This is a genomic window from Acinetobacter sp. USHLN143, from assembly GCF_037145695.1.
GTDB lineage: Bacteria > Pseudomonadota > Gammaproteobacteria > Pseudomonadales > Moraxellaceae > Acinetobacter > Acinetobacter fasciculus.
The window spans coordinates 1-21,169 of sequence record NZ_JBBCWZ010000057.1 but is presented as its reverse complement, the minus strand read 5'-3'; the positions used below and the strand labels follow the sequence as shown (position 1 = coordinate 21,169).

Annotated in this window: 15 protein-coding genes, 2 tRNA genes and 1 pseudogene; 7 read left to right on the top strand and 11 right to left on the bottom strand. The window is 44.6% G+C overall.

Annotated features, from left to right (window positions below; genetic code table 11):
• Positions 1-126: 126 nt before the first annotated feature.
• A pseudogene (locus WFH18_RS13065) lies at positions 127-1,184 on the bottom strand (pilus assembly protein PilM).
• Between the two features lie 165 nt (positions 1,185-1,349).
• Between WFH18_RS13065 and ponA the strand changes: the two are divergent.
• Complete coding sequence (gene ponA / locus WFH18_RS13060) at positions 1,350-3,875, top strand: penicillin-binding protein PBP1a (RefSeq protein ID WP_155861576.1); 2,526 nt, start codon at positions 1,350-1,352, stop codon at positions 3,873-3,875.
• 51 nt (positions 3,876-3,926) lie between these two features.
• Here the strand turns inward: ponA and WFH18_RS13055 are convergent, their stop codons facing one another.
• From WFH18_RS13055 to WFH18_RS13015, 9 genes are all read right to left on the bottom strand, one after another.
• Complete coding sequence (locus WFH18_RS13055) at positions 3,927-4,730, bottom strand: putative RNA methyltransferase (RefSeq protein ID WP_071852298.1); 804 nt, start codon at positions 4,728-4,730, stop codon at positions 3,927-3,929.
• A 54-nt stretch (positions 4,731-4,784) separates the two neighbouring features.
• The gene (mraY, locus tag WFH18_RS13050) at positions 4,785-5,903 is read right to left on the bottom strand and encodes a phospho-N-acetylmuramoyl-pentapeptide-transferase (protein ID WP_155861577.1); all 1,119 of its coding nucleotides are present in this window, start codon (positions 5,901-5,903) and stop codon (positions 4,785-4,787) included.
• Complete coding sequence (locus WFH18_RS13045) at positions 5,904-7,307, bottom strand: UDP-N-acetylmuramoyl-tripeptide--D-alanyl-D-alanine ligase (RefSeq protein WP_044109008.1); 1,404 nt, start codon at positions 7,305-7,307, stop codon at positions 5,904-5,906.
• Positions 7,308-7,316: 9 nt separating this feature from the next.
• A complete protein-coding gene (locus WFH18_RS13040) occupies positions 7,317-8,813 on the bottom strand; it encodes a UDP-N-acetylmuramoyl-L-alanyl-D-glutamate--2,6-diaminopimelate ligase (protein ID WP_005101399.1) in 1,497 nt (498 codons plus the stop codon).
• 11 nt (positions 8,814-8,824) lie between these two features.
• Positions 8,825-10,648 (bottom strand): penicillin-binding protein PBP3, encoded by a 1,824-nt coding sequence (ftsI, locus tag WFH18_RS13035; protein WP_005101401.1) that lies wholly within the window; start codon positions 10,646-10,648, stop codon positions 8,825-8,827.
• A gap of 15 nt (positions 10,649-10,663) precedes the next feature.
• On the bottom strand, positions 10,664-10,930 hold the full coding sequence (ftsL, locus tag WFH18_RS13030; protein WP_370940785.1) for a cell division protein FtsL: 267 nt from the start codon (positions 10,928-10,930) through the stop codon (positions 10,664-10,666).
• Positions 10,931-11,006: 76 nt separating this feature from the next.
• A complete protein-coding gene (gene rsmH / locus WFH18_RS13025; protein ID WP_005101404.1) occupies positions 11,007-11,918 on the bottom strand; it encodes a 16S rRNA (cytosine(1402)-N(4))-methyltransferase RsmH in 912 nt (303 codons plus the stop codon).
• A gap of 185 nt (positions 11,919-12,103) precedes the next feature.
• Positions 12,104-13,123, bottom strand: a complete 1,020-nt coding sequence (locus WFH18_RS13020) for a sulfate ABC transporter substrate-binding protein (RefSeq protein ID WP_305177537.1) — start codon at positions 13,121-13,123, stop codon at positions 12,104-12,106.
• Between the two features lie 244 nt (positions 13,124-13,367).
• Positions 13,368-14,369 (bottom strand): sulfate ABC transporter substrate-binding protein, encoded by a 1,002-nt coding sequence (locus WFH18_RS13015; protein ID WP_044109073.1) that lies wholly within the window; start codon positions 14,367-14,369, stop codon positions 13,368-13,370.
• A gap of 393 nt (positions 14,370-14,762) precedes the next feature.
• On the opposite strand from WFH18_RS13015, the gene WFH18_RS13010 reads away from it, so the two are divergent.
• The 5 genes from WFH18_RS13010 to WFH18_RS12990 all read left to right on the top strand — a co-directional run bounded on the left by WFH18_RS13010 (position 14,763) and on the right by WFH18_RS12990 (position 17,446).
• Entirely contained in the window at positions 14,763-15,065 is a 303-nt protein-coding gene (locus tag WFH18_RS13010) for a hypothetical protein (RefSeq protein WP_004281126.1), read from the top strand.
• Positions 15,066-15,192: 127 nt separating this feature from the next.
• Positions 15,193-16,701, top strand: a complete 1,509-nt coding sequence (gene gltX, locus WFH18_RS13005; RefSeq protein ID WP_044109007.1) for a glutamate--tRNA ligase — start codon at positions 15,193-15,195, stop codon at positions 16,699-16,701.
• 57 nt (positions 16,702-16,758) lie between these two features.
• Positions 16,759-16,834 (top strand) — tRNA-Ala (locus tag WFH18_RS13000).
• Between the two features lie 38 nt (positions 16,835-16,872).
• Positions 16,873-16,948 (top strand) — tRNA-Glu (locus WFH18_RS12995).
• Positions 16,949-17,104: 156 nt separating this feature from the next.
• On the top strand, positions 17,105-17,446 hold the full coding sequence (locus WFH18_RS12990) for a membrane protein (RefSeq protein WP_044109005.1): 342 nt from the start codon (positions 17,105-17,107) through the stop codon (positions 17,444-17,446).
• A 76-nt stretch (positions 17,447-17,522) separates the two neighbouring features.
• Here WFH18_RS12990 and ettA read toward each other — a convergent pair whose 3' ends face one another.
• Entirely contained in the window at positions 17,523-19,184 is a 1,662-nt protein-coding gene (gene ettA, locus WFH18_RS12985) for an energy-dependent translational throttle protein EttA (protein WP_044109003.1), read from the bottom strand.
• Positions 19,185-19,492: 308 nt separating this feature from the next.
• Between ettA and WFH18_RS12980 the strand changes: the two genes are divergently transcribed.
• On the top strand, positions 19,493-20,770 hold the full coding sequence (locus WFH18_RS12980; RefSeq protein WP_044109001.1) for an O-acetylhomoserine aminocarboxypropyltransferase/cysteine synthase family protein: 1,278 nt from the start codon (positions 19,493-19,495) through the stop codon (positions 20,768-20,770).
• Positions 20,771-21,169 lie beyond the last annotated feature (399 nt).

Genomic DNA, 21,169 nt, shown 5'->3' with positions numbered 1-21,169 from the left:
GGTAATATGATCCATTGAGAAGCCTTGTTTTATAACATTTTGTCTTGAGAACCAATATGTTACAAAAACAGGGCTTTTTTTCTACTCTTTTTTTATATCGAACTCAGGTTAAGTTAATTCTTGCCATTAATCAAAACTCCTTAATGCCAAACCGCATGCAACCATGAGTGATGACGCGTCATTTTCAATTTTTTTAATATCAATTTGAGGAGAAAAGCCCATTTGCAAAAATGGATTCGCGATCGTGACACGGTAACCGAGTTTTTGTTGTAATAATTTTGCCAGACCTGGAATATTGGCATTCCCGCCGGCCAGTAAAATATGGTCAATCTCATTAAACTGAGAAGATGAAAAGAAGAACTGCAATGAACGGGCTGCCTGTTGTACGACGGCATCCAGAAATGGTTCTAGCACTTCAATATCATAATCATCCGGCAAGGCACGGGTTTTTTAGCACGTCCAGCTTCTTCAAAAGACAATCCATAACGATTCTGAATTTCCTGAGTCAATTGCTTGCCACCAAACACCTGCTCACGGGTATAAATAATCTTGTTGTTCTGCATCACCGACAAGGTCGTCATACTATGACCAATGTCTAAAATACCAACCGTATTGACCCCCATCGGCAAAGTGTCCGAAAATACCTTAAAGGCATTTTCCAGCGCAAAACTTTCTACATCTGCAATCTTAGGCGTTAGACTGCTAATCTCTAAAACTTCAGAACGTGCTTCGACATTTTCGATCCGTGTCGCGACCAGCAGCACATTGACCCGGTTCGGATTGGAAAGGCGGTCTGGCAGAACTTCAAAGTCCAGACTCGCTTCATCGAGTGGAAAAGGAATATATTGTTCCGCATCTTCACGAATCTGAACTTCACGTTCATCATCCGACATGTCTGCATCCATCTCAATGATTTTGGTGATGACCATTGAAGTTGGAATCGCAAAAGCGGCCTGATTCGACTGGGTATTGCCCAAATTAATTGCACGCCCAAGGGCATCAGCGACTGCTTCTGGGTTTAAGATGTTTTTTTCAACAACACTGTTTTCCGATAATGGGACCAAAGCATAGCTCTCTACCCAGTAACGGCCACTTTTTACAGAAAGTTCTAAAACCTTAACAGAAGTCGAACTAATATCGACTCCTATTAACCCCTTATTTGGTTTACGATATAACCTGCGCACAATACACTTTCTATTATTTTTTTGTCCCCAATTCAATCTAACTTACCAATTGGTCCAGTCTATAATTTTATATAGATACAATAACTCATCTAACAATATGGATATCGACAGGATATACTGACCGGTAATTAGTTCGCCATTAGCTCTTATTAAAACTTACTTGTTATGAAAAAGCTATCTTGTTCAGGCCTTGTTCATCCATTTTTTTTGATCATTATCATTATACTGATCTCAATTCCGATGGGTTTCTATGGCATGTATCTCTATATTGCCCCATCTTTGCCTGAAATGTCTACGCTTAAAAAGGCCCCTCTATTAAAGCCTTTACAAGTTTTTAGTTCAGATAATGAATTAATTGCCGAATATGGAGGCAAGCTTTCTGTTCCCGTGAAATATGAACAAATTCCAACCGAATTTATTCATGCTTTCCTCGCCGCTGAAGATTCCAGCTTTTTTGAGCATAGCGGAATCAGCTTTAAAAGCTTGGGCCGCGCACTCAGTGAAACGGTGACTGGCTCGGATGTACAGACCGGCGGTTCGACCATTACCATGCAAGTGGCAAAAAACTATTACCTTAGCCCTGAACGGACGCTAAAGCGTAAACTGACGGAAATTTTTCTGGCTCGTAAAATTGAGCAAAACTTAAGTAAAGAAGAAATTCTGACCCTGTATGTCAATAAAATTTTCTTGGGGAAAAATGCTTACGGCATCGCCGCAGCAGCTAAAATTTACTATAACAAGAGCTTAGAAGAGCTTTCAATTGCACAAATGGCCATGATCTCTGGCCTGCCTAAAGCACCTTCTCGATACAATCCGGTCGCCAATCCCAAACGTGCCTTGGAACGTCGTAACTGGATTTTGGGTCGTATGCTGCAACTGGGCTATTTAAATCAGAGCCAGTATCAGCAAGCCATTGCTGAACCGGTAAATTTAGATATGCCTGACCGGAGTACCCGTAATAAATTTCCGTATGTCGGTGAAATGGTACGTTCTGAACTGGTACAAAACTTTGGTGAACAGGCGGTAGATTCTGGTTATAAAGTCTATACTACCATTCATAGTGAACGTCAGGCCTATGCGGAACAAGCGGTACAAGAAGGCTTAGAGGCTTATGACCGTCGACATGGCTGGCGTGGTGCTGAAGCACATGATCAACCCCTCGACAAGTTCCGTGCTTATGCCAACACCTATCCTGCGCAAGTAATTCAGGTGGGTAATTCTAGTTTTGAAGCACTCATGCAGGACGGAAGCAGCGTGACTGTTCCCTGGTCAGGTATGTCCTGGGCGCGTCGCTTTCGTAACGTCAACAGTGTAGGTGGCGCACCGAGCAAAGCGTCCGAGATTGTCAAAGTCAAAGACATTGTTCGTTTAAGACCCAATGAAAATAAAACCTCTTGGTCATTGGTGCAGATCCCCAACGTGCAAGGACAATTGATTGCCATCAATCCAAATAATGGTGCGATTGAAGCCATTGTCGGGGGATATAACTTTTATCAGTCGAAATTTAACCGTGCAATCCAAGGCTGGCGTCAACCCGGCTCTACCATTAAGCCTTTTGTTTATGCCCTGGCTTTAGAACGTGGCATGACGCCGCATACTATGGTCAATGATGCACCCATTACCATTGGCAAATGGACGCCACGTAACTCGGATGGCCGTTATCTGGGCATGATCCCCCTACGTCGTGCACTTTATCTGTCACGTAATACAGTCTCAGTGCGCTTATTACAGGCCGTCGGGATTGAACGTACACGTCAGTTATTCATGGATTTTGGTTTACAAGACAGTCAGATTCCACGTAACTATACTATTGCATTAGGCACCCCGCAGGTCCTCCCGATTCAGATGGTGACTGGCTATGCTACCTTTGCCAATGGCGGTTACCGAATTCAGCCGCACTTTATTACCCGTATTGAAGATGCCTATGGCAATACCATCTTTGAAGCCAAGCCTGAATATGCCTGTATTTCATGTATTAATGAAAAAGAAGAAACAGTTCAAGCCACTGACCCTATTACCGCAGATGACGAAGCAATTGCAATTAACAATACAACTTTAGAGCAAAAACAGCCTGCACCTAAAGTCTCTGCCGAAGACAGTAATTATCGTCAGGCACAGCGTATTTTAAAATCCAGCTCTGCCTATGACATGGCCAACATTTTGCGTGATGTGATTCAGCATGGTACTGGCCGTGCTGCATTAAGAATTGGTCGTGGTGATATCGGCGGGAAGACCGGTACCACTAATGATGCCAAAGACGCCTGGTTTGCAGGTTTCAATGGTAAGTTAGTCACCGTGACCTGGGTAGGCTTTGATCAGCCAACCACTTTAGGTCGCCGTGAATATGGTGGTGTGGCAGCTCTACCGATCTGGACCGATTTTATGGGCAAGGCATTAAAAGGCCAGCCAGAAGCCTGGGTACGTTTAGACCGCAATGCTAAGGCACCGGTAAATCGCAACAAGGTGGTTCAGGCTGATGAAGCACAGAATGATCCGTCTTCTCCGCCTCTGGCGACAGCGCTTTACCGTCCTGCACCTGTGGTCGTCCCGAAACGCACAGAAACTGACTTTGAAGATTTGCCAGATCAACCGATTCGTTTACCAGATGATGAAAGTTCTGCACCACAAGAACAGCCTCTTCAGCCGAACCGGGTAGATTCTCTGGAAAATCTGATTGAAGAAGTCCAGTAATCTGACTGATATAAAAAAGCCCTCAGTTGAGGGCTTTTTTATATGCATTTTTTATTTTTTCTGAAACAGGTAAATCTGATATTGCGCCAGTAATTCAAACTGATCCTGCTGTTCAAGTGCTAAACGACGTTCAGGTTTGGCCTTATAAGCATATGGCGTCATCGCAATCAGGTTTTTTAAATCAGCCTGTGGCAAAACCATTGGCGCATCAATCACCTGCTCACTAACCAGATTAAATTCATCTTGCAACTGCTCAACAAACTTCTGCGGCTCGTGTGGTTTCACTTCTTCAAATAAAGCCTCACGCATAGCATATAAATGTTGTGGTGCCGGCGTCACTACCATCAAATAAGACTTCGGCCTTAATACCCGCAGGATTTCCTGTTTGGGAATCGGACTAAATAAGCTGGTACAGAGATCAATTGACTCATCCAGTACTGGTAAGGTTGCCCCGGTTCCCACCACCCAAGTCACCTCTTTATTCAGCTTGGCAGCCACCTGAACTGCATTTTTGGCAATATCAACCCCGACGCATTGCAGCACTTCCGCCTGCATGGCATTCGTATAATAGCCTTCGCCACAACCAATATCTAAAAGGTTCTCAATCCGCAACTCGCGAATCTTTTCCACGACAGCCTGTTGCAAAGGCGCATAATAACCTGCACTGAGAAATGCGCGACGTGCCTGCACAGACTCAGGCGTATCTCCCGGGTTTTTGCTGTGCTTATGCTGAACCACATGCAGGTTCACATAGCCCTGTTTGGCGACATCGTAACTATGATGATTCTCACAGCGCCATGTTCTTTCATTTAAGCTCAACTGCTGGCGACAGACTGGGCACATGAGTAAATTCATCATTTTCTCCAAAACAAAAAAGCCGGCATGCGCCGACTTTTTCCCATGCATTTCTTAGCGCAATTTTAAGGTCATTAGACCCAAAACTACCAGCATAATCGTAATAATCCAGAAACGGATCACCACCTGGGTTTCACGCCAGCCTTTCTTTTCATAATGATGATGCAGCGGCGCCATCAGGAATACGCGTTTATTACGCATTCTTAATGAACCAATCTGCAGGAATACTGAAATCGCTTCCACTACAAAAACACCAGCCATAATCGCAAATACGATTTCCTGACGCACCATGACGGCAATCGTACCGAGCATTGCACCGAGAGATAAAGCACCGACATCACCCATAAACACTTGGGCTGGATGGGCATTGTACCAAAGAAAAGCTAAACCGGCTCCGATCATGGCAGCACAGATCACCACCAGTTCAGACGAGTATTTTACATAAGGAATATGCAGATAATTGGCAAAACGCACATCACCGGCCAGATAGGCAAATACGCCCAGACCTGTAGCCACCAGCACGATTGGCATGATCGCCAGACCATCCAGACCATCGGTCAAGTTCACGGCATTGGATGCACCGTTAATGACGAAATAGGTAAAGATAATAAATCCAATACCCAGCGGAATCATTGACAATGGAATGCTTAAGTCTTTAAAGAATGGAATCAGCAGATCCAGCATATTCGCAGTATGCACCGGATTGGTCTGTTGCTGCGCAATCACATACAAGGCTATACCAGCACCCAACGAACCCACTGAAGTCCAGAAGAATTTTTTCTTCGCAGGCAAACCTGCATTGTCTTTATAACGGATTTTGATCCAGTCATCGGCCCAGCCCACGGCACCGAAAATCACCATTACACCCAGTACAATCCAGACATAAGGATTAGACAGATCCGCCCAGAGTAAAGTCGAAATCCCGATTGAAAGCAGGATCAGCACCCCGCCCATGGTCGGTGTACCCATTTTCTTGGCATGGTTTTCAGGGGCATACGAGCTGACTGCCTGACCATATTTCAGCGCCTGCAGCTTGCGAATCATGATTGGGCCAAGCACCAGGCCAATGGTCAGTGCCGTCAAAACACTGAGTAAAGCACGTAAAGTTAAATAACGAACCACCTGAAACGTGCTGTCAAAGCCCGCCAGAAGGTCAAATAGCCATAACAGCATTTAGAGTTTCTCCATCAATGCAGCCATCAATGTTTCCATATGGGTAAAACGCGACCCCTTAAACAGGAAAGACATTGGCTGGGGATGATGTGTTTCAATCAAATCAATTAAAAATGGCAAGGCCTGCTCCTGATTCAGGAAAGCCTGCATTTTTTTACCATATTGTGTACTACGAGCACCTTCTTGTGCGGCAGGCGCAAATTCACCCACAGCCACCACAAAATTAATGCCTTTGACCGAGACCAGATCCCGACCGAGCTTGTAATGCTCGATTGCGGCAGATGAACCCAGTTCACCGATATCGCCGGTGACCATGACCCGGATGCCCTGCTGCTGCGCCAACACTTCTGCTGCTGCACGCATCGAACCCGGATTGGCATTATAGGTGTCATCAATAAACAAATAGTCTTTGTGTGGAATAAAGTTCAGACGACCTTTGGCACCCACGGCCTGTTCCAGACCGGCCACGATATCATCCAGACCAACACCGATCGCCAGGGCGAAAGCTGCTGCTGCGGTCGCATTTTCAACATTATGTTCGCCGGCAAATGGCAACTGAACTGTTTTCGAGCCTTGCGCTGTATTCAGGGTAAAGGTTGAAGATTGAGCATCAAGGACTACATCGCTGGCATATACATCACCACCAGCACCAAAACTCAAGCTTTTTTCGGTTTTTACTGCGGCACGAATCGTTTCAGCAAAATCATCGGCAGCAGGAATAATCGAAATTTCAGAGATATGCGCATAAATCTCGGATTTTGCACGGCAAATCCCGTCACGGCCGCCAAATTCACCTAAATGTGCAGTCCCGATATTAATGATTCCGGCCACATGCGGCTGTACCATTTTTGAAGTGTAATCAATTTCACCCTGATGACTTGCACCGAGTTCCATTACTGCATATTGATGTTCAGGACGTAGCTCCAGCAACATTACCGGCACGCCAAGGTCATTATTCAAATTACCACGCGTCACCAAGGTCGGTGCCAGACGTGACAGAATGCTTCCCAGCATTTCCTTAGTCGTGGTCTTGCCACTGCTGCCGGTCAAGGCAATGACTTTAAGTTGAGAATTCTGCTGACGGCGATAAGCTCCCAACAATCCCAATGCCAGACGGGTATCTTCTACCACCAGCTGGCAAATATCAGCATCCACCGGACAGCTGACAATGGCAATTTCACAACCTTGAGCCGCCACTTGTGCAATAAAGTCATGTGCGTCAAAACGCTCACCTTTCAGCGCAAGAAAAGCATCACCTGATTCTGCATCACGTGAATCAGTCAAAATCCGCTTGATCTGGCCTGCAGGCTTTTTATCATTCAGCCAGTAGCCTTGGGTGGCCTGCTGTAATTGTTCTATGCTCCACGGCTCCAGCGCCGCAGTACTTGTTGTTGAGGTATGCATATCTGAATCCTAATGCGCTGAATAGGCTGAATCTGTGTTGCAATGCTGGGCATCAATCGCAGCCTGCACTTCGACCACGTCATCAAACCAGTGACGTACGCCATCAATTTCCTGATAGTTTTCGTGACCTTTCCCTGCAATCACGACAATATCACCCGCCTGTGCGTGTTTAACCGCAAACTTGATCGCTTCACGACGGTCATGAATTTCATGATAGATTTTGCCGGAAAAGTCGATATCATTTTTCATATCAGCAAAAATTTGTGCCGGATCTTCGGTTCGTGGGTTATCAGAAGTGAGTACTGCGATATCTGAACCCTCCAATGCTGCCTGAGTCATCAGTGGACGTTTACCACGGTCACGGTCGCCACCACAGCCGAAGACTGCCCAGAGATTTTGTGAAACATGACGTTTCAAGGTCACCAGAACCTGAGTCAGGGCATCCGGGGTATGGGCATAATCCACCACAAACAGGCGCTCTCCATCACGCAGCACCTGCATCCGACCGGGCGCACCTTTGAGCTGTGGTACAGACGCAATCAAACTGTTCAGGTCAAACCCAGCCTGCTCCACCATAATCAGACTGGCGACCAGATTTTCAATATTGAAATGGCCCAGCAATGGACTGTTAACCATATATTCAGCAGAAGCAGTTTTTAGTTTAAAGGTCGCACCTGAAATGCTGTACTGAATATCCTGAACCTGATAATCCGCTTTTTGCTTGGTGGAATAAGTCAAAATTTTAGGCTGTGCCGGATTAGTTTGTGCAGCATCCAGCATGATCTGTGCATGTTCATCATCGATATTGATGACAGCCACTTTTAATGATTCAAAACGGAATAAACCAGACTTTGCTTCCGCATAAGCTTGCAGCGTACCGTGATAGTCCAGATGGTCACGACTCAAATTACTATAGCCCGCAATCTCGATATCACAACCATTCAAGCGGCCTTGTTCCAGACCATGCGAACTGGCTTCAATCGAGGCAAACTCCGCATCGGCCTGCACATAGCCATGCAAGGCATTTTGCAGTTGCAAAGCATCTAGAGTGGTATGCGAAGATGCTTCCAGATTTGGCAAAATCCCGTTACCTGTAGTACCCATCACTGCACAGGCTTTACCTTGCAACATGATGAATTCAGCCACCAAGCGAGAAATCGTGGTTTTACCATTGGTGCCGGTAACTGCCAGAATTCGAGCAGCTTGCACAGGTTGAGTCGCTTGCAAATACTGCTTTTGCCATTGACCCATTAGATGACGTACATCTGCTACCACCAAATTTGGAGATACATCCAGTTCAGTTTCTGAAATCACGGCCAATGCACCCTGCTCTAAGGCTTTCTGGGCGAATTGAGCAGTTTTTTCCGGTTGAGACAGACTGGTCAGGGCAATAAAAATTTGTCCCGGTTTGACTTTACGACTATCCAGCTCGAAGCCCTGAAAGGATTGCTTCATCCAGTCAGCGACATCGTGAGGGGTGTAGAGATCTTGAAATGTAATAGACATTGATCACCTATTTACTGGACTTTGGGAGGTTCTAAAGGTTTGTCCAGAGGGACATTCAGCAGACGCAAGGATTCCTGCATCACGCGGGCAAAGACCGGTGCAGATACCGTACCGCCATAGTAAGTGCCTTGTGGGTTTTCTACCACCACCACCATAGCGATCCGTGGATCACTGACTGGTGCCACGCCGGCAAATAAAGCCCGGTATTCACTGGTTGAATAACCTTTACGGTCGGCACGCAATTTATGTGCAGTACCGGTTTTACCCGCCACGCGGTAACCTGGAATGGTGGCGCGAGTCGCCGTACCACCTGGCAAGGTTGCGGTTTCCATCATCAGCAGGACCTGATCGGCAATATTGGCATCGATCATCTGTTCACCCTGGGGCTGTTCTTCCAGCTTGTACAGGCTCAGCGGCATTTTCACGCCTTTATTGGCCAGCATGGCATAGGCATCAGCCAGCTGTAGTACCGTCGCATTCAGACCATAACCATAGGACATGGTTGCCACTTCTGACACATTCCATTTGCTAGGAGGCAGAATCAGACCGGCACTTTCACCCGGGAATTTCACCGCTGAACGCTGACCAAAACCCAAGCGTTTATAGAAGGTTGGCAAGGTTTCATACGGCAGCGACAAGGCCAGTTTCGCCACACCGACGTTAGAGGATTTCTGCAGAATGCCGCCGAGCGTCAACTGACCATAGTTATGCGTATCACGAATGGTATGATTACCGACTCGCATACTGCCCGGTGTGGTATTAACGACTGAATTCGCCGTATATTTGCCACTTTCCAAGGCCATCGCTACAGTGAGCGGCTTCATGGTCGAGCCCGGTTCGAAAGAATCGACTGCACCGCGGTTACGCATGGCATCCTTGTTGAGCAGGCTGTTTTTGTCATTCGGGTTATACGATGGCCATGATGACAGCGCCAGAATTTCACCGGTTTTGACATCAACAGCAATCGCAGTCGCTGAACGGGCATTATTGGCGACACCAGCAGCCGTCAGCTCACGGTACATAATATATTGCAGACGCGAGTCGATACTCAGGGTAATATTTTCACCCGGTTCAACTTCTTTAATCACTTCCGGTTCTTTGACCCGGTTGCCTTTTTTATCGCGAATGATCTGCTGTTCGCCATCCTTTCCGGAAAGACGGCTATTCAGCTGCATTTCCAGACCTTCAATCCCGCTGCCTTCGCTATTGGTCAGGCCAATAATCTGAGAGTTCGGCTGTGGCTGCGGATAATAACGTTTATAGTTTTTCTCGGTATATACGCCCTGAAAATTACGTTTCATGATCAGTTCGGCCTGTTGTGGCGGAACTTCTTTTTTCAGGATCAGATAACGTGAACGCGGACGTTCTTCCATTTTTTTACGTAGTTCTGCCCGATCCATACCGACTGCATCCGCCAGCTCATCCAGATTCAGGTTTTTATCCGGTAGCTGACGTTTGAGCTTGCGGCTATTCGGTTCTTTTTCCAGCGCCAGCATGGTCTCGTCATAGAGTTTTTTATTGTCAAAATAATCACGTGGATCAATCACAATTTTCATGATTGGGGTACTGATAGCCAATGGAATGCCATTACGATCATAAATTACGCCACGCATTGCCTTGATGGTATTGGTTCTTAAAATATTGGCATTGGCTTTGTTTTGCAAAAAATCTTTATTAATAATCTGTACATAGAAAGCACGGCAAATCAGTGTCACAAAACACAGCAACACCACCGCCCACATGATGTAAAAACGATTGATATAAACATTTGAGGCATTTTTGTCGGTGACCGATTGTTTTTTACGTACCGGTTGCTTCTTTCTCTTGTCTACCATGTCGGAACGCTAGCCTTATTTTTTCTCATCTGAAGTTTGTGGTAAGGAAATCACGACACTTTGTGAAACCGGAGGTGAATACATACGCAGCTGTGTCACTGCACGCGTACCGATCTGTGCCGTCGCGCCAAAAGTTTGCTGCTCAATCAGCAAACGCCCCCACTCTGCATTCAGGTCATCCCTTTCACGCAGATAGGTACTCAGCTTTCTGTTATCCTGACGGTATTCAAATACCTGAAATACCACAAATACTGCACTGATGAAGACCATCAATATCAGCATGAGATAGATTGTAACTTTTTTCAGCCACAATTTTTCTGTTTTTTTATCAACCACTTCCGTTTTCATGATCTGCCTATTAAGCTAAACGTTCTGCTACCCGGAGCCATGCGCTACGTGAACGAGGATTGGCTTTGACCTCCTCATCACTGGCTTTAACACGAGAAACTTTCTTTAAACGTCGCGTATCTTTCTGTTGTTGTGGCATTCCCCAGCCTGAATCCTCTTCAAGCGTTGACTCTTTTTGAATAAATTGTTTAATCAAACGGTCTTCCAGTGAATGGAAGCTAATCACCGCCAAACGTGCTTCAGGTTTCAAGATTTCAACGGCCTGAGGCAAGAAGATTTCAATATCTTCTAATTCCTTATTAATAGCAATACGAATTGCCTGGAAAGTACGGGTCGCAGCATGCTTATTTTTTTCCCATTTCGGGTGCGCTACTTTTACGATCTCAGCGAGCTTTGCCGTGGTATCAATATATCCAGCAGCTTTAATCGCTTTGGCAATACGGCGACTATAACGCTCTTCACCATATTTAAAAATGATATTCGCCAGTGCTTCTTCTTCAATCTGGGTCAGCCATTCTGCTGCGGTGGGACCTTGCGAGTTGTCCATGCGCATATCCAGTGGGCCATCTTTCATAAAACTGAAACCACGTTCAGCCTGATCCAGCTGCGGTGAAGAAACACCAAGATCCGCCATCACCCCATCGACGTGTTCAATGCCCAGCTCAGCCAATGCCTCTTTCAGATCAGCAAAGCTGGCATGAATAATTTTAAAACGTGAATCTTCTTGTTCGAGTTCAGCCGCTACAGCCAGTGCTTGTGGATCTTTATCAAAGGCATAGACGCGTGCATTTTCATCTAATTTGGACAGCAATAAACGCGTATGTCCACCACGGCCAAAGGTACCATCCACATAAGTTCCCGTATTGCGACCCGCCAACAAGGCATCAATCGTTTCGTGAAGTAATACAGAAATATGTGACATAAAAACTCAATCAATAGGGGGGAAAATTTAACTGCACATTATCACCCTGTTTAGGCAAAGCTCCAAACGACTTTTTGTAGATAAATATTACTTTCCATAGAGAAAACCGTTTTAGCATTTTCTGCCACAAAAAAAGCCTCCTGTTCAGGAGGCTTTTTTACCAGCAAGAGGACTTCGCAGATCAATTAACGTTTGCTGTTATAAATCTGGTCGAAAATTGCACCATTCACAAAATGGGTTTTCTGTGCATTGGCCCAACCACCAAAGACCTCATCAATGGTAAAGGTTTTGATTTTCGGGAACTGTGCCGAATATTTCGCTAATACTTTTTCATTACGTGGACGATAGAAATGTTTAGCTGCCATTTCCTGACCCAATGGTGAATACAGGTAATTGATATAACCTGTTGCTAGCCATTTATTGCCATTTTTCTCTACGGTACGATCCACAATCGCCACTGACGGTTCAGTCAAAATGGTAATTGATGGATAGACGATATCAAACTTGTTTTTACCAAAGGTCTTTTGCGTGACCAAGGCTTCATTTTCCCAAGTCAGCAATACATCGCCAATCCCACGCTCGGCAAAGGTGGTCATTGAAGCACGTGCAGCAGAATCCATCACTTTCACGTTCTTATAAAGTTTGCCAACAAAATCCTGTGCTTTAGCTTTATTGCCGCCTGGCTGTTTCTCGGCATAACCCCATGCAGACAGATACACCCAACGCGGCAAACCGCCCGTTTTCGGGTTTGGCGTAATAATTTGCACGCCTGGTTTTGTTAGGTCATTCCAGTCCTTGATGCCTTTCGGGTTGCCCTTGCGGACCATGAATACGATCGTCGAAGTATAAGGTGCCGAGTTGTGTGGGAATTCCTTTTGCCAGCCCGGCTGAATCTGACCAGATTTCACAATTTCTTCGATGTCATTGGCCAGCGCCAAAGTCACCACATCACCTTTCAGGCCATCGACCACAGAACGCGCCTGTTTGCCCGAACCGCCATGAGACTGCTTGAAATTCACATCCAGACCGGTGCGGTTTTTCCAGTAAGTCCCAAATGATTTGTTAAATTCATCATAGAACTCACGCGTGGCATCATAGGATACATTCAGAAACTGACGGTCTGCTGCTTGTGAAGCAGTCGCGGTCATGCCTAAACCAGTCGCCAACAAGGCAGCACTAAATAACGATTTTAATTGAGTTTTCATGGCAGCACAGAGTTTATCTTCATTAGATATAACTATATGAAATAAAATCATTTATCGCAATTCACCCTACAACATCACAACACGATAAAATGAAAGGTTTTTCTGACTTAATATTTTGTTTTTAAAAGGAAAATACAGTTTATTATTCTACTTATATCTAAGATATAGAATTTTATGCATTAGATATAAAGAAAATGGATAACACTTTAGCCATTTTCTTTATTCCATCTGGACTACAGCTTACTTATCTTTTTTCATTGTAAATCTGGTCATAAATCGCCCCATTCACAAGATGTGTTTTTTGCGCTTTGGCCCAACCACCAAAGACTTTATCAATGGTAAAGGTCTGGATTTTCGGAAACTGGGCTGAATATTTGTTAGCGACTTTGGCATCCCGCGGACGGAAGAAATATTTCGCAGCAAGCTCCTGCCCTTTCGGTGAATATAAATAGTTCAAATAGCCTTTTGCCAGATGGGTAGTGCCATTTTTATTCACGTTCTTATCGACAATCGCTACCGATGGTTCGGCCAGAATTGAAATCGATGGATAGACAATATCGTACTTGTCTTTACCCAGACCTTGCGTCGCCAGCAAGGCTTCATTTTCCCAGGATAAAAGCACATCACCAATGCCGCGCTCGGCAAACGTCGTCAGTGAACCACGGGCACCGGAATCTAAAACTTTGACATTTTGATAAAGTTTTTTCACCAGCTCTTTGGCTTTCGCATCATTACCGCCTGGCTGTTTCAGTGCATAACCCCAAGCAGACAGGTAGATCCAACGTGGCGCGCCACCAGTTTTCGGGTTTGGGGTAATAATGTCCACACCCGCTTTGGTCAGATCATTCCAGTCTTTGATTTGCTTTGGATTGCCTTTACGCACCAAGAATACAATCGTAGACGTATAGGGTGCCGAATTACTCGGAAACTCTTTTTGCCAGTCTTTCTCGATTAAACCGGCATTGACGATTTCTTCGATATCATTGGCCAAGGCCAAGGTTACGACATCGGCCTGCAAACCATCGACCACTGAACGCGCCTGCTTGCCTGAACCGCCATGCGACTGTTTAAAATTAACCGTTTGTCCGGTTTTCTGCTTCCAGAACTTGCCAAATTCTTCGTTATATTCCTGATAAAATTCACGGGTCGGGTCATAAGAGACATTCAGGAAATCTTTGGCGACGGAATTCTGTACAGCTGTTCCAACTAAAATTGTCAAGATTGCGGATGCTATTATTTTTTTCATCTGATGTAACTCTTTGTTTATATGAGCTGCACTATACAAATCAAAAATAAGCATAACAATCATGCATTTATAACAATATCTACAATCTATTGATGATTTTGAGATATCTTCTAACAATTAAATCCGGATACATATTCTGCTAGAAAAGTAATCTTCTGCTACAATATAAGACAGTTCTTCACGCTCTCTTCACAGTTGTCTGTTAAAAATAGGCCACCAAAACAGGAAATTACGATTTTTGGTAATTTTCCACAGAGTTATATTATTTCTTTTGTAAAAAATGTGACTTGGTTCTACTTCTTTATGATCAACTGTGATTAAATTGTAGGCAGAGTATTAAAAAAACATTTTTAACAAAATAAAACCAACCCGAAGTAAGGAGGAAGTTTGGATATGAAATTTACATTATTCACAGCCAGCATCCTAAGCCTGATTATGTTGTTCTCGATTCAACTCGGTCATGCCGTCGTTGTGAAGACAGATTTGCCGAAGCCTACAGTAAGCACTGTTGAAAGCAAGACTTCGCCGATTGAAAAAGCGATTCAGCAACAAAAAACTGAAAAAACACTTCAAACAGAAGATAATCTCAAAGTCTTGACTGCATTTAAAGTCGCACCTTCGCAAAATTTCTTTGCAGAACAGAATTACCGCTTCACCCGCTTTGTCCAAAGTATTTTTTCGAGCGCTCATTCTTAATCAGCCTCAACAGCGCTGAATATTCCCGGATTTAAAAGCCACATCATTCAATGTTGAATAAAGCATTAAGTGATGTGGCTTTTTCGCTATAATAGCTGCAATTTTATATCTAAGATTAGATCCGGCTATGACTGTTCGTACTCGTATTGCACCTTCTCCTACTGGTTTTCCGCATGTAGGTACTGCCTATATCGCCTTGTTTAACTTATGTTTTGCTAAACAGCATGGCGGTGAATTCATTCTTCGTATTGAAGATACTGACCAACTGCGCTCAACGCCTGAATCTGAAAAAATGATCCTGGATTCATTGCGCTGGTTGGGTCTGAACTGGTCTGAAGGTCCTGATGTCGGTGGCCCGCATGCGCCGTACCGCCAGTCAGAACGTATGGATATCTATAAAAATTATGCCTTGGAACTGGTAGAGAAAGGTCATGCCTTCTACTGTTTCGCAACTGCAGAAGAACTGGATCAAATGCGTGCAGAACAGCAGGCACGTGGAGAGTCGCCACGTTATGATGGTCGTGGTCTAAATCTTTCTGAAGAAGAAGTGGAGCGTCGTTTGGCCGCTGGTGAACCACATGTGATTCGCATGAAAGTACCGACTGAAGGTGTATGTAAATTCAATGACATGCTGCGTGGCGAAGTCGAGATTCCATGGGCGCAAGTAGACATGCAAATCCTGCTGAAAACCGATGGCCTACCAACCTACCACTTGGCTAACGTAGTAGATGATCATTTGATGCAAATCACCCACGTAATTCGTGGTGAAGAATGGATTCCATCTGCGCCGAAACATCAGTTGCTGTATCAATATTTTGGTTGGGAAATGCCGATACTATGCCACATGCCACTGCTGCGTAACCCGGATAAATCTAAGCTGTCTAAACGTAAAAACCCGACCTCAATTAACTATTACAGAGACATCGGTGTACTGCCTGAAGCCTTGTTGAACTACTTGGGTCGTATGGGCTGGTCAATGCCAGATGAAAGTGAAAAATTCACTTTGGCTGAAATGATTGAGCATTTTGATATCAAACGTGTATCCCTCGGTGGTCCGATCTTTGATGTTGAGAAATTGAACTGGTTAAATGGTCAATGGATCAAGGCACTCAGCCCGGCTGAACTTCTAGACACCTTATTGGCCTGGAAAGCAGATCGTGCCAAATTAGAAGAAATTGCAGCTGCGATTCAACCGCGTATTAACCTGCTGTCTGAAGCTGTGAACTGGTCTGCACATTATTTCAACCATTTCCCGACCCTGTCTAAAGAACAGTTTGAAAGCAAGAAACTGTCGGATGAACAGGTACGTCAAAGTCTTCAATTCGCAATTTGGCGTTTAGAAAGCCTGTTTACTTGGAATAACGACACGGTGAGCCAGACCTTGATGGACTTGGCGACACAGATGGAAATCAAGCTACGTGATTTCATGCCTGCGTTCTTTATTGCGATTGCCGGTTCGACAGCCTCTACCCCAGTCATGCAAACGATGGTGACCATTGGTCCGGATTTAACCTTTGCACGTTTACGTCATGCGCTAGAAATTGTCGGTGGTCCAAGCAAAAAAGAGCTGAAAGTCTGGGAAAAACTCAATGAAAGCTTAAAGTTGCCGAAAAATGAAGCAATTGATCAAGCTTAATTAATTTTTGTGTTGACGTGTGAGCGCGATATCCCTAATATAGCGCTCACACAGACTGGGGTCATAGCTCAGTTGGTAGAGCGCTACAATGGCATTGTAGAGGTCAGGAGTTCGATCCTCCTTGACTCCACCAAATCAAGTCTTGCTTTAGCTGTGTTATTTGCCTCAATTGTCCCTATCGTCTAGAGGCCTAGGACATCGCCCTTTCACGGCGGTAACCGGGGTTCGAATCCCCGTAGGGACGCCATATTCAAGATCATCGTAATATATATGGTGATCTTATAAAAAACCCAAGCATTGCGACTTGGGTTTTTTATTGCCTGTATATTTTATGTTGGGCAATATTTCGGTTTCTTCGCATCTTCCGATAAAATAATCAGTAATTTAGAATTTTGGAGTTGTAATGCAATATCGTTGCCCTAAGTGTCAAAGCCCGAAAATCATGCCAGTGGCCCAGCCAGGTCAAGCAGCTCCACGTCCAGTGGTTCCTAAAAGCTTAATGTTTCTGGTCCCTGCCCTGTTCCTTTTGCTATTACTGGTTATTATTAGTATCGCGATGTGGATTTTTGGCGATGGTGCAGGTACCACTTTACAGACTGCCACTGTGATCGTCTTTATTTTTTCCTTGATCGCAGGCTTTATGTTCTATAAGGACTTACCTGATTTTAAAATTTCAATGCAGGCATTCATGCAAACCCAAAAGAAATGGAAATGCCGTGAATGTAATCATGAGTGGGAAATCTAATTTACCCTCCACCCTATAATAAACATAAAAAACCAGCCCTGAGGCTGGTTTTTTTATTTACAAAAGTCGGAGATGATTAAACACCGATTTTGCGATATTTTTGACGCTTCGCTACAAGATCATCACCATCACGCTTACGGCGATATTCTTCAAACTCAGCATAGTTACCGGTGAAGAATTCAGGTGTTTCACCTTCGAATGACAAGATGTGCGTTGCAATACGGTCCAGGAACCAACGGTCATGCGAGATCACCATCACAGTACCTGGGAATACCAGAATGGCATCTTCAAGTGCACGCAAGGTTTCGATATCCAAGTCGTTTGATGGTTCATCGAGTAGGATAACGTTTGCGCCCATTTGCAGGATTTTCGCAAGTTGTAAACGGTTACGCTCACCACCTGACAATTGACCTACGCGTTTTTGCTGATCTTGGCCTTTAAAGTTAAAGCGACCGATATACGCACGAGATGCGATTTCGTAATCACCAATCTTCAAGATGTCTAGACCGCCAGACACTTCTTCCCAAACGGTTTTGTTGTTATCTAAGGTGTCACGGATCTGACCGACATAAGCCACTTTAACCGATTCACCCAGCGTTACCGTACCGGTATCTGGTTGCTGTTCACCAGTCATCATACGGAATAGCGTGGTTTTACCTGCACCGTTCTCACCCACGATACCCACAATTGCAGCAGGTGGTACTGTGAACGTTAAATCTTTGTACAGTAAGCGATCACCAAACGATTTGCTGATGCCTTCAACTTCTACAACCTTGTTGCCCAGACGTGGGCCAGGTGGAATGTAGATTTCAGAGGTTTCGTTACGTTGCTGGAATTCGCGTGAGTTAAGCTCTTCAAAACGCTCCATACGCGCTTTGTTTTTCTTTTGCTGACCTTTGGCATTTGAACGAACCCATTCAAGTTCTTTTTTCAATGCTTTAGCAAAAGATTCTTCCTGCTTGTTCTCTTGCTCTAAACGGGCATTTTTTTGCTCAAGCCAAGAAGAGTAGTTACCTTGATACGGAATACCCATACCACGGTCAAGCTCAAGGATCCATTCTGCAACGTTATCCAGGAAGTAACGGTCATGCGTAATCGCAACGATGGTACCCGGGAAGTCTTTCAAGAAACGTTCCAACCAAGATACAGATGAAGCATCTAAATGGTTCGTCGGTTCATCGAGAAGCAACATGTCTGGTTTAGACAGAAGTAAACGGCAAAGTGCCACACGGCGGCGTTCACCACCTGAAAGCTTAGATACATCTGCATCCCAAGCAGGCAAGTTCAATGCTGCAGCTGCTTGATCCATCTGGTTCGCAAGGTTATGCGCATCCCAAGTCTGGATAATCGCTTCAAGCTTCTCTTGCTCTTTCGCAAGTGCATCGAAATCCGCATCTTCTGCTGCATATTCAGCAAAGACTTCATCCAGACGTGCCAAGGCATCAAGCGGTTCACGTAAACCATCTTCGACGTTACCACGAACGTCTTTGCTTTCGTCTAAAGGTGGTTCTTGCTCAAGATAACCGATTTTTGTACCCGGTTGCGCACGCGCCTCACCAGAGAAATCTTTATCTACGCCCGCCATAATACGAAGCAAGGTAGATTTACCTGCACCGTTTAAACCAAGCACACCAATTTTAGCGCCTGGGAAAAATGATAAGGAGATGTCTTTCAGGATTTCGCGCTTAGGCGGAACCATCTTCGACACTCGGTTCATCGTGTAAATATATTGGGCCACGTAGGACTCCTCAACTGAAAAACCAAATGGGGTTAAAACAACCACCCCAGCTCAAAAAAGAGCGAAAAAATAATCGGCTATTATACGCAGAAAGCAGCGAAAACATAAGCCATTGCCATGAACTTCAATGCATTGTTACAAGTTTCTTGCTGATGTTTTTTTAAACAACTGTTTTCAGTAAAATAAATGACTCAAATCCAGGTCGATATATGAATATTTCATATATTTATTTCAATAAAATTGCACTTTTACTCATATGTGAAAATGCTACACTCAAGCCATAAACTTAAACAAGAAGATCAAACAGAATGAGCTATAAAGCAGAAACCCTTGCGATTCATGCAGGTTATACCCCTGAAGCAACCACCAAAGCTGTGGCAGTACCGATTTACCAAACCACGTCTTATGCCTTTGACAATACTCAACATGGGGCCGATCTCTTTGATTTAAAGGTTCAGGGCAATATCTATACCCGAATTATGAACCCGACCACTGCGGTTCTGGAACAACGTGTTGCAGCGCTTGAAGGTGGAATTGGCGCCCTGGCTTTGGCCTCTGGCATGGCTGCGATTACTTATGCGATTCAAACCATTGCTGAAGCCGGTGACAACATTGCTTCTGTGTCAACGCTTTACGGCGGTACCTATAACCTGTTTGCCCATACCCTGCCAAAACAGGGTATTGAAGTCCGTTTCTTTGATTATGAACAACCGGAAAGTCTGCGTGACTTGATTGATGAAAAAACCAAACTGGTCTTTGTCGAATCGATTGGTAACCCGCTGGGTAATATTATTGATCTGGAAGCCATTGCTAAAATTGCACATGAATATGGCGTGCCGGTCATTGTCGACAATACTGTTGCCACCCCAGTACTACAAAAATCTTTCGATTTCGGTGCGGATATTGTAGTGCATTCCCTGACCAAATATATCGGTGGTCATGGCAATTCCATTGGCGGCATCATTGTGGATAGCGGTAAATTCCCGTGGGGTAAATACCCTGAACGTTTCCCTGCCCTGAATACGCCTGACCCAAGCTACCACGGCGTCAACTACGTCGAGGTTTTGGGTGAAGCTGCTTATATCGCTCGTGCCCGTGTGGTGCCGCTACGCAATACCGGCGCTGCGATCAGTCCGCAGAATGTGTTTTTGATTCTGCAAGGTCTGGAAACCTTAAGCCTACGGATGGAACGTCATACCAAAAACGCACTGAAAGTCGCTGAATATCTGCAAAAACATCCGAAAGTGAAATGGGTCAATTACGCTGGCCTGAAAGATCATCCACAGCATGCCTTGGCACAAAAATATGTGAAAGGTAAACCGTCTGCCATTCTGACCTTTGGGGTAGAACATGGTCTCGAAGGCGGCACACGTTTTATTGATGCCCTGCAACTGTTTACACGTCTGGTTAATATCGGCGATGCTAAAAGTCTGGCCTGCCATCCGGCGACCACCACGCATCGTCAGCTCAATGCCGAGGAGTTAAAATCGGCAGGTGTCAGTGAAGATATGGTACGACTTTCTATTGGAATTGAACATATTGATGACCTAATTGCCGATCTGGAGCAGGCGCTGGCGACCGTTTAAAAACGGTGCCCGAGCCGATTCGAAACCTCATCATTTTGATGAGGTTTTTTTATTTATTTTCTAAAACAGCCACTTGCTTTGCTTTTTATTTTCATGTTAAAAGTTAAATGAAAGAGTGAACACAAATAGAGCAATTACTCTAATTTTTATTTTAATTTCAATAGTTTAATTTATAGATTTTCCTGAAGAATTAGTTATCATATCTGGACTCACCTTCGCTCTCATATTCTGTTAGAGCGCCATAAACCTTTAATAAAAATAATTTGAACGCTGACTTCAAATTAGGGATAACCTGAGTTCGATATAAAAAAAGAGTAGAAAAAAAGCCCTGTTTTTGTAACATATTGGTTCTCAAGACAAAATGTTATAAAACAAGGCTTCTCAATGGATCATATTACC

Coding starts and splice junctions, on each gene's coding strand:
- ponA (WP_155861576.1), top strand. CDS start 1,350: ATGAAAAAGCTATCTTGTTCAGGCCTTGTTCATCCATTTTTTTTGATC.
- WFH18_RS13055 (WP_071852298.1), bottom strand. CDS start 4,730: ATGAATTTACTCATGTGCCCAGTCTGTCGCCAGCAGTTGAGCTTAAAT.
- mraY (WP_155861577.1), bottom strand. CDS start 5,903: ATGCTGTTATGGCTATTTGACCTTCTGGCGGGCTTTGACAGCACGTTT.
- WFH18_RS13045 (WP_044109008.1), bottom strand. CDS start 7,307: ATGCATACCTCAACAACAAGTACTGCGGCGCTGGAGCCGTGGAGCATA.
- WFH18_RS13040 (WP_005101399.1), bottom strand. CDS start 8,813: ATGTCTATTACATTTCAAGATCTCTACACCCCTCACGATGTCGCTGAC.
- ftsI (WP_005101401.1), bottom strand. CDS start 10,648: ATGGTAGACAAGAGAAAGAAGCAACCGGTACGTAAAAAACAATCGGTC.
- ftsL (WP_370940785.1), bottom strand. CDS start 10,930: ATGCTGATATTGATGGTCTTCATCAGTGCAGTATTTGTGGTATTTCAG.
- rsmH (WP_005101404.1), bottom strand. CDS start 11,918: ATGTCACATATTTCTGTATTACTTCACGAAACGATTGATGCCTTGTTG.
- WFH18_RS13020 (WP_305177537.1), bottom strand. CDS start 13,123: ATGAAAACTCAATTAAAATCGTTATTTAGTGCTGCCTTGTTGGCGACT.
- WFH18_RS13015 (WP_044109073.1), bottom strand. CDS start 14,369: ATGAAAAAAATAATAGCATCCGCAATCTTGACAATTTTAGTTGGAACA.
- WFH18_RS13010 (WP_004281126.1), top strand. CDS start 14,763: ATGAAATTTACATTATTCACAGCCAGCATCCTAAGCCTGATTATGTTG.
- gltX (WP_044109007.1), top strand. CDS start 15,193: ATGACTGTTCGTACTCGTATTGCACCTTCTCCTACTGGTTTTCCGCAT.
- WFH18_RS12990 (WP_044109005.1), top strand. CDS start 17,105: ATGCAATATCGTTGCCCTAAGTGTCAAAGCCCGAAAATCATGCCAGTG.
- WFH18_RS12980 (WP_044109001.1), top strand. CDS start 19,493: ATGAGCTATAAAGCAGAAACCCTTGCGATTCATGCAGGTTATACCCCT.